We start from the raw sequence: 8,494 nt of genomic DNA on the forward strand, positions 1-8,494 counted from the left end.
CTGTTCCCACAGGCAGTAGATCGGAGAATTCGGAGATCGAGAGCCGAGGGGGCGTGGTGCGGACGACGAGTGGTGACAGGCCGGCGGCATCGGGCACACGGGTCGCGGTGGCGGCCACCGCGACCATCGCAGCAGCCGTCCCGCTGGTGCTGATCACCGGGTGCGGCAAGGTGTCGGATCACCGCGCGTCGGACACCGGATCCAGCAGCCCGACCGCCTCGCCGACCCCGAGTGTGAACCCGTCCTACGGCACGGAGTACCTCGCCGAGAACGAGTGCGCGGCCCCCGTGCCCGGCCGGCCGAAGGCCTACCGAGAGGTTCCCTGCAAGGATCCCGACGCCGTCGCCAAGGTCATCGACCGGGCGGACATCGGCATCTCCGAGCCCTTTTCGGCCACCGCGTGTTCGGAGCACACCGACTTCGCGATCGAAGTGCCGGTCAGTCTCGCCTTTCTGGAGGGCACGCGCGTGACGGGTGAGGGCTACGCCTGCATGCGCAATCTGAAGCCTCCGCACCCCGGCGACCCCGGCGGGGGCGGCGGCCCCAGGATCGAGATCGGCGACTGCGTGCGCGGTGGCTCGAAGACCGGCGACGCGGTCGAGGAGGTCGCCTGCCGGACCAAGGGCAGGAAGGGCGGTGCGACCTACAGGATCACGAAGATCCTTGAGGACATCCCCCTGGGCGGCTTCAGCGATCCGTGCGACTACAAGGCCGATGCCGTCTTCACCGAGAATCCGCTCTTCGACGCGGACAAGGTCAGGAACGACCGCGTCCTCTGCGCCAAGAAGCTCTGACCCGACCCCTCTGCCCGAAGAGCCTCGTCTGCCCGAAGAGCCTCGAAGATTCTCCCTCTCAGTCCCGGTAGTCCGGAGCCACCCGGTCCAGCAGGCGCAGCATGGCCGCCCACGCCAGCTCGTAGGCGACATCGTCCTGAAGGTCCGTGTCCGCGTCGGCGTCGCCCGCGAGCTGTCGGGCGGTGTATTCGCAGGTCTCGGCCGAGGGCAGGCCGGCGTCATCGACTCCAGTACGACGAGGAAGGCCATGTTCACCGACTCGTCCAAGGTGACCCAGTCGGCAGGATCGGCCGGCTCGGCCCCGCCGCCGCCCGCCGGCCCGCTGATCCACTCCGTGCGGTCGGGCAACGGCTCGGGTATCCAAGCGCCGACATAGCGCTCGCGCCGGACCCGCGCCGAGCCGAGCAGGTCCAGGCAGACGCGGGTGGCCACCGTCGTCAGCCAGGCACCGGGCGACTCGATGGCCTCCTGCTGCTGCCGCGACATCGCGTACCAGCGGGCGTAGGTCTCCTGCACGGCGTCCTCGGCCTCGGCCAGCGAACCGAGCAGCCGATAGGCGAGGTTGATCAGCTGACGTCGCTCGCCGACGATCACGCTCAGGTCCAGCTCGGACCGGTCATCGCCCGCTTCGGATGGGGTGCTCATGGTCGCGACCGCTCCCTCGTTGTCTTCGTCGGCCTCCGCTCTCGCCACTTCGACGAAACACCCCACCGGAACTGTGAGGCCGGCCCTTCGCCTCACATTTCGGGGGCCTGCGTCGTCGGACCAGCGAGACGCTACCGACCCACCGCCGCAAGGCAGAAGAGGGGACCACACCATGGCCACACAGACGACGTCGGCAGAACAGCGCAGCTTCTCGTTCCTGCAGGTCGCGATCGCCCTGCAGACCTTGGCCATTTTCTTCCAGGCGGTCACCGCCGGACTGCTGCTCTCTTCGTCCCACGGCGAGGTACTGCACGGCGTCGGAGCACGCGTGATGTACGGCGCGTCAATGTTGTACGTGCTCGCCGCGATCCTGGCGTGGCGGCCGGGCGGCGGGGCGCCCCGCCCCATCCTGTACGCGTCCGGCTTCCTCGTACTCGCCTCGGTGCAGGTGGCATTGGGCATCGCACACATGCCGTCGCTCCATGTCCCCCTGGGTGTCCTGATGTTCGGCCTGAGCGTGCTGGCGCTCGGCCAGGTGTTGTACGCCCGCCTGTCGGAGCGCTCCGGCAACCGGTCGTGACCACCACGCGAACGACGGTCGCCACCTCCACGAGCCGCCGCCGCACGATGAGTTGCGCGGCCGGATGGCACAAGGGTCGGCTGGACAGACCGGTCGAGGAAGGGTAGGCAGGCACGCGAAGCTCCTGGGAGGCGTGGTGATCTGGTCGAGAACCCGTCCACCGGGAACTCCGCCACTTCGTACCGCCCGCTGCCGGCAATGCCCCTCCGCCGTCGGCTCGGAAAGGGATCAGTCATCGACATGCCTCAAACACAGACCCGGACCCTCAGCAAGAAGAACGGACGCTGGATACCGTACGTCGTATTCGGAGTGACCCTTGCATGGGTCGGAGGGGTCGTGTTCGAGATTTCCCGCGAAGCGCCTTCCGGGGCACCTTCACAGAGCGATCTCAAAACTCAGGCATGGGAATACATAAACGAGGGAAACTCAGACGCCCTGAATGACCTGTTTACGGAGAACAGCGTCGGCGACTCCTACACGAAAGACTATTTGGCGCATCTTGAGGACGCCAAGCCGAGTCGACTGGAAGTATCCATCGGCGACCACCGAGGAGTTCACGTGCTGACCCTTTCAGGGGCAACGAAAGAGGGAGGGAGGCTCTGCACTTCATGGCAGGTAAAACAGAAGGGTGGCCGATGGTTTTTGGACGCGGCGCCCCTCGTCCGACCCAACCCGTGCGATGCCACGCCCTGACCACCACCCCTCACAGGCCTCACTGCACACCCGATCGGCAACGCCGACAGCGCATCCACCGATCTCCACCGCAGCGCCAGCCGGAAAGCAGCCAGATCCGGATGGCCAGAAAGTAGCTGTCAGGAGTGGATCTTCCATGGTTCGGTTTCGTGAACCTATTTGCGAACAAGATGGAGGATCGCTCGATGAAGAAGACCCTCTCCCTCATGGCGGCAATCGGCATGAGCACTATCGCATTCACTGGCAGCGCGCAGGCTGTCGATGTCAAGCCGCTCACGGCCACCGGCTGCACCGGAAATGCCGGATCCACCGACGGCTCCGGATCGGTATGCATAACCGTCACCGGGACGGGCCTGAAGGTCGACAGCGTATCGCTGAGCAAGAAGTCGAACAACCGGGCCTGGACGGACTACGCGCGGGTTGATTTCACGGACGGCTCCGGCGGTTACATGGGCGCGACGGTGAGCGCCGCGCGGGTCGAGACCAAGACCATCAGCTTCAAGTGGGGCCTCAACGCCGCGAACAACAGCAAGGTCTGCGGGTACTGGAACAACTACCCCGGCACCAAGGCCTGCGTGACGATCCACAGCTGACGGACCGGATGAGGGGCCGCACCCTGCGCACGCGCGGCGCGGCCCCTCTCCTCACCTCCCAGCCGGATCCGCCCGGCCACGGGCCCCCCGAAGGCGCCGGTCCGGCCGATCGCGCTCCACACGATCCCGCCAGGACCCCACTCCTCCAACGGCCGCACGCCGCAGCCGTACCGGATTTCCACTGCGCCTGTTCCCACGGCCCGCACAGCGCTAGCGTCGGGTTCCATGATCGTATGACTCAACGGCACCCACGGCGCAGGCAAGACGACGACCAGTGCACTCGTGCAGCAGCTGATCCCGGATTCACGGGTGTTCGACGCCGAGAAGGTCGGCGAGACACTCATGGACATCACGCCGGGGCTGCCCTGGACGGGCAACTTCCAGCACTGGCCGCCGTGGCGGCCGCTCGTCGTCGAGACCGCCCGCCACGTACTCGACTACACCGGCGGCACTCTGGTGATCCCCATGACTGTCCTGGTCGAGCAGTACTGGCGCGAGATCAGCACAGGCCTCGCCCACCATGCCATCCCGGTACGACACTTCGTCCTCCACGCCGACCAGCACACCCTCCGCGGGCGCATCGAGGGGGACACCGTTATGGGCCCCTCCCCATTCCGTCTCGAATACCTTGAGCCGTACGCCGAGGCGGCCCGCACGTGGCTGCACGGCGAGGCCGAGGTCGTCGACACCACGCACCTCACACCCTCCGAGGCCGCCCTGCAGATCGCAGAGGCCGTCAAGAGCTGAGGTCCACCCGCCGCGCGATACAAGCGCAGGTGGCTGTGGGAGGCGGTTGTTAGACATTTAGCCAAGGTGCTAAATATAAACCATGACAGAAGCTCAGGACGAGACAGGAGCCTTCCGGGCCCTCGCCGATCCGACGAGGCGGCAGATCCTTGAGGACCTCAGAGGTGGCGAGCTTGCTGCCGGCGAGATCGCGGGCAGGTTCCCGATCAGCGCGCCCTCCATCTCACGGCATCTCGGCGTGCTCAAGGGAGCGGGCCTGGTCACCGAGCGCCGGGAGGGCAACCGGATCCTTTACACACTGGCCGAGGATCGCCTGGCGATCAGTGTCGGCCGGTTCCTCAGCACCGTCTGCCCCGAGCAGATCGTGCTGCGCCACACCAAATGGCGCCCCGGGGCGCAGAGCGAGGGGTCATGAGGCAGCTGCGATTGTCCAGCGTCATTGAGCGACGGCTTCTGGTGAACTACCGGGTCGCCCCGGACGCAGCGGCACGCCTGCTCCCCGAGCCGCTGCGCCCCCATGTGGTGCACGGCTACGCAGTCGCTGGCATCTGCCTCCTGCGCCTGGGAGGTGTTCGACCGACCTGGGCGCCCGCGGCGTTCGGGCTGCGGAGTGAGAACGTGGCGCACCGGATCGCCGTCGAATGGGACGGACCGGACGGCGTGGAGACCGGCGTTTACATCCCACGTCGCGACACCGCCTCGCGGCTCAACGCTTGGGCCGGAGGCCGTGTCTTCCCCGGCGAACACGGCATGGCGGATTTCCAGGTGCACGAGACACCCCGGCAGGTGCGTGTCGCGTTGGCGACCCGAGACGGCGACACGCGAGTGGATGTCACCGTCGAACTGTCCGACGAGTTGCAAGGCAGCAAGCTCTTCGCCGATCTCGCAGAGGCGTCCCGCTTCTTCCGAGGTGGGACAAAGGGCTTCTCCGCCACCAGGTCCAGCCGTCACCTGGACGGCATGGAACTTCAAACCAATGCGTGGCGCGTGGAGGCCGGCCGGATCCGCTCCGCCGCGTCCTCCTTCTTCGACGCCCCGGACCGCTTCCCGCTGGGGAGCGCCACCCTGGACTGCGCTCTGGTCATGCGGGATGTCCCCGCCGGCTGGCGGCCACTCCCGACCATGGCTGCCGGCGTTCAGTCACCGAGCCCGAGTCACTGAGCCGGGAAACCGTGCACCAGCGCATTGGTCGACAGTTCGCTCACACACAGCAGTACGTCATCCAGCCGCGCACCGAACCCCCAGTCGGCTACGGCCTCCCGCACGAACTCCCGTGCCGCAGGGACCGATCGGCGCTCACGCCGGTAGACCCGCTCACGCAGCAGTGTGAGTTGCATCGTCTCGCCCATGGGACGAGAGTCACACTCCGTGACTACGCTGCCGCAGTATGCGCACCCGTACGGATTTCTTGTACGGGTCGTGCGCGCGTGACGTACGCACGTAGGTGGGAGTTCGATCCGTATGCACCCCAGGAAGCGGCAGCGCAAGAACGCGTCGGCAATGAAACTCGTGGGCAAACTGGTCGCCGTGTTCCGCACCGCGGCCGGTCTGACCCAGGCCCGACTGGCGGACCGGGTGGGCCACCAGGTGGAGACGATCGCCTCCATCGAGCAGGGCAGACGCGCGCTGCTGCCGGAACTGGCCCGTCGATTGGACGGGTTGCTGGAGACCAAGGGGGCGCTGGAGACCGCGGTGGAGAACATGCCGGAGGTGGATCTGATTCCGGCGTGGGCCGAGCAGTACATGGATCTGGAGCGGGCGGCACTGGCTCTGTGCTTCTTCGCGAACCAGGTTCTGCCCGGCCTGCTGCAGACCGAGAACTACGCACGAGCCGTCTTCGACAGCCGAGTCCCCACGTCAGCGGGGAAGAGATCGACGCACATGTGGACAAGCGCCTGGAACGTCAGGAACTCTTGCGCCGCAAAGTGCCTCCGACCACCAGCTTCGTCATCTCCGAGTCCATTGTTCGCGACCGCCTCGGAGGCAAGGAGGTGTATTGCGAGACCCTGCGTCATCTTCGCGCGTGCACCGATCTGCCAGGTATCACGCTCCAGGTCCTGCCGCTCGGCCGCAAGATACACGCAGGACTCGACGGGCCATTCATCCTGCTGGAGACTCCGGACTACCAGCGCATCGCCTACACCGAAACGCAGCGCGGCAGCCAACTCATCTCCGACCCCGATGAGATCAGCATCCTTGCGCAGAGGTATGCGATGCTGCGAACGCAGGCCCTCAACACCGAGGAGACGAGGGACCTGCTGGACCATCTGCTAGGAGACCAATGAGCACCGCACGTGAGTGGTTCAAGTCCAGCTACAGCGGCAGCGACGGCGGCGAATGCCTTGAAGTCGCCTACGAATGGCGCAAGTCCAGCTACAGCGGCAGGGAAGGGGGGCAGTGCGTCGAGATCGCCGCCCACCCTGCCGCCGTCCACGTCCGCGACTCCAAGAACCCCGACGGCCCCACGCTCACCGTCGCGCCCACCACCTGGGCGGCCTTCGCCGGTTTCGCCGCCGACCGGCGTCTCGCCTGAGCCCACGGAAGGGTTACCACCGCCATGGCTGTCATCCACCGCACCACACTGACGCCCACCAAGCTGGAACTGCTCACCACCTGGCTGCCCGAGCAGCCCTGGTACCGCGGCAAGGCGGGACAGCAGCCCGGACTGGTGAAGTCCGGCGGATTCCGGCTGGACGACCCGGAGGGCGAAGTCGGCATCGAGTTCATGGCGGTCACCGACACCTCGGGCGACCACCCGGTTACATACCAGGTGCCGTTCAGCTACCGCGGCGCACCGATCGCGGGCGCCGACGAAGCGCTCATCGGCACCACCGAGCACGGGGTGCTGGGGCAGCGGTGGGTGTACGACGGGACGCGTGACCCGGTCCTCGTCGCCCAGCTCCTCGCGCTCGTCGTCGGCGAGGCCGAGCCGCAGATGCAGAGCACGAGCAACACCCCCGACCCGTCCGTCACCGGTTGGTTCGCGGAGACCGGCGCCAAGGCCGCGCTCGCCTCCACGACCGTGACCGACGACCCGGACGGTACGGACCTCCTCGTGGAGACAGCACCCGACGAACGTCGGCTGACCATCCACATCAACCGCGTTCTCCGCCCCGGCCAGGAGACCGACGAGCAGGCGCTCGGTCACGTCACCGCGGACGTGCCGCTGCCCGACGGTACTGCGGCGCGCACCGCGTTCGTCGTCGTCCACGCGCACCCCTAGTCCCAACCGCCTCACCGCGCCGCGCCGGTTCCGAACGGCGGCCCGCTCGGAACGCGACGTCCCATTGCCGTCGGTCGCCGCCCTCCCGGATCACCACCACGAGGAGGTGACCGAAGGGACGGCGGCCGACGGCCGACCGGCGCGCGGACGACGGGGGATGCGGGGCAAGACCCTGGCCGTACTGCGGAAGTCCCACGCGGCCGAGGCGGCCCGCAGCGAGGCCGGAGCCCTGCGGCCGGCCCACGAGCGAGGGCAGGGCGGCCGAAGGCGTCCAAAGACCGCCCGCGCCCGGCCGCTGTCAGTGGCCGCGTCTAGAGTCGCGGACATGGCGACGCTCCCGAATCCGCTTCCTTCCCTGGCCACTTCCGGGGTCCAACTCCCGCCCGGCGCACTGGTCGACGCGACGATCGACGGGCCGTGGCACGAGCCGCTGCTCTGGTACGCCGACGAGCCCGCGTCCCCCGGGACATGGGCCGCAATGCGCGCCGCAGGACGGCCGGTCGGGCTGCTTCCCGTGCTGATCGACGGCGGGAGACGCGACCAGTGGCCCGAGACCTGGGATCTCATCCCGGACAGTGCGTCGTACCCCGGTGATCACGACGCCGAGGAGGTGCTCGGCGAGTACTGGGCGGACTGCGCACCCGACGAGCTCGACGCCTCCCCCGACGAGTGGCCGGGGCTGGCACCCTCCCCGGCTGCCGACGGGCCCGACAAGCCGGACGATCTGGCGGCCGCGATAGCGGACGAGTGCGCCGGCCCGGACGGCTGGTTCCCCGGTACGCGGGCGGCGCTCGTCCCGGCCCGGCGCAGCGCGGACATCCCGGCGGCGATCGGCTGGTCCGGCCCGGTGAACTACGAGGAAGACGTGGCCCGGCTCTGCGCGGTCCTCCGCTCCTGGGAGGACCGCTTCGGCATACGGGTCGTGGTGATCGGCTTCGACACCCTGACCGTCTCGGTCGGACGGCCGCCCACCACCCTGGCGGAGGCACGGGCACTCGCCGCAGAGCACTTCGCGTTCTGCCCGGACAACATCAACCAGAGCCCGCCGTACGACCTGGACGTCTACGCCGAGAAGATGGTGCTGAACCAGGAGACCTGGTCGTTCTGGTGGGACTAAGGGCTGTCCGTAATCCCTGGTGGATCAGCGTGCGGCGTCAGATGCGGTGCATCGCAAGGCGGAGGGACGCCCGAATACTGGATGTATTCGGGCGTTCCGACA

The 8,494-nt window shown here is 67.8% G+C and carries 9 protein-coding genes and 3 pseudogenes; 10 read left to right on the top strand and 2 right to left on the bottom strand.

The window, feature by feature from the left end:
• Positions 1–107 precede the first annotated feature (107 nt).
• Positions 108–794 (top strand): hypothetical protein, encoded by a 687-nt coding sequence (locus tag ABZ826_RS07715; RefSeq protein ID WP_361443837.1) that lies wholly within the window; start codon positions 108–110, stop codon positions 792–794.
• Positions 795–1,004: 210 nt separating this feature from the next.
• Here the strand turns inward: ABZ826_RS07715 and ABZ826_RS07720 are convergent.
• Positions 1,005–1,439, bottom strand: a pseudogene (locus ABZ826_RS07720) (sigma factor); the annotation flags it as partial.
• Positions 1,440–1,611: 172 nt separating this feature from the next.
• On the opposite strand from ABZ826_RS07720, the gene ABZ826_RS07725 reads away from it, so the two are divergent.
• The 5 genes from ABZ826_RS07725 to ABZ826_RS07745 all read left to right on the top strand — a co-directional run bounded on the left by ABZ826_RS07725 (position 1,612) and on the right by ABZ826_RS07745 (position 5,213).
• The gene (locus tag ABZ826_RS07725; protein ID WP_361443762.1) at positions 1,612–2,019 is read left to right on the top strand and encodes a hypothetical protein; all 408 of its coding nucleotides are present in this window, start codon (positions 1,612–1,614) and stop codon (positions 2,017–2,019) included.
• A gap of 878 nt (positions 2,020–2,897) precedes the next feature.
• Positions 2,898–3,305 carry a hypothetical protein gene (locus ABZ826_RS07730; protein WP_361443765.1) on the top strand — a complete coding sequence of 136 codons (408 nt, stop codon included), beginning with the start codon at positions 2,898–2,900 and terminating at the stop codon, positions 3,303–3,305.
• 282 nt (positions 3,306–3,587) lie between these two features.
• Entirely contained in the window at positions 3,588–4,052 is a 465-nt protein-coding gene (locus ABZ826_RS07735) for an ATP-binding protein (protein ID WP_361443768.1), read from the top strand.
• Between the two features lie 82 nt (positions 4,053–4,134).
• On the top strand, positions 4,135–4,467 hold the full coding sequence (locus ABZ826_RS07740; RefSeq protein WP_361443771.1) for a metalloregulator ArsR/SmtB family transcription factor: 333 nt from the start codon (positions 4,135–4,137) through the stop codon (positions 4,465–4,467).
• Positions 4,464–5,213 (top strand): DUF2071 domain-containing protein, encoded by a 750-nt coding sequence (locus ABZ826_RS07745; protein ID WP_361443774.1) that lies wholly within the window; start codon positions 4,464–4,466, stop codon positions 5,211–5,213. The genes ABZ826_RS07740 and ABZ826_RS07745 overlap by 4 nt, the downstream gene beginning before the upstream one ends.
• A gap of 2 nt (positions 5,214–5,215) precedes the next feature.
• Here the strand turns inward: ABZ826_RS07745 and ABZ826_RS07750 are convergent.
• Positions 5,216–5,401: pseudogene (locus tag ABZ826_RS07750) on the bottom strand (ATP-binding protein); the annotation flags it as partial.
• Positions 5,402–5,552: 151 nt separating this feature from the next.
• Between ABZ826_RS07750 and ABZ826_RS07755 the strand changes: the two are divergent.
• From ABZ826_RS07755 to ABZ826_RS07770, 4 genes and pseudogenes are all read left to right on the top strand, one after another.
• Positions 5,553–6,337: pseudogene (locus ABZ826_RS07755) on the top strand (helix-turn-helix transcriptional regulator).
• Positions 6,334–6,585 carry a DUF397 domain-containing protein gene (locus ABZ826_RS07760; RefSeq protein WP_361443777.1) on the top strand — a complete coding sequence of 84 codons (252 nt, stop codon included), beginning with the start codon at positions 6,334–6,336 and terminating at the stop codon, positions 6,583–6,585. Before ABZ826_RS07755 ends, ABZ826_RS07760 begins: the two are co-directional and overlap by 4 nt.
• Positions 6,586–6,609: 24 nt before the next feature.
• Positions 6,610–7,275 (top strand): 1,4-alpha-glucan branching protein, encoded by a 666-nt coding sequence (locus ABZ826_RS07765; protein ID WP_361443780.1) that lies wholly within the window; start codon positions 6,610–6,612, stop codon positions 7,273–7,275.
• Between the two features lie 325 nt (positions 7,276–7,600).
• Positions 7,601–8,392, top strand: a complete 792-nt coding sequence (locus tag ABZ826_RS07770) for a DUF4253 domain-containing protein (RefSeq protein ID WP_361443783.1) — start codon at positions 7,601–7,603, stop codon at positions 8,390–8,392.
• The last annotated feature ends 102 nt before the right edge of the window (positions 8,393–8,494 follow it).

Origin of the sequence: Streptomyces sp. NPDC047515, assembly GCF_040643055.1 — a bacterium.
GTDB lineage: Bacteria > Actinomycetota > Actinomycetes > Streptomycetales > Streptomycetaceae > Streptomyces.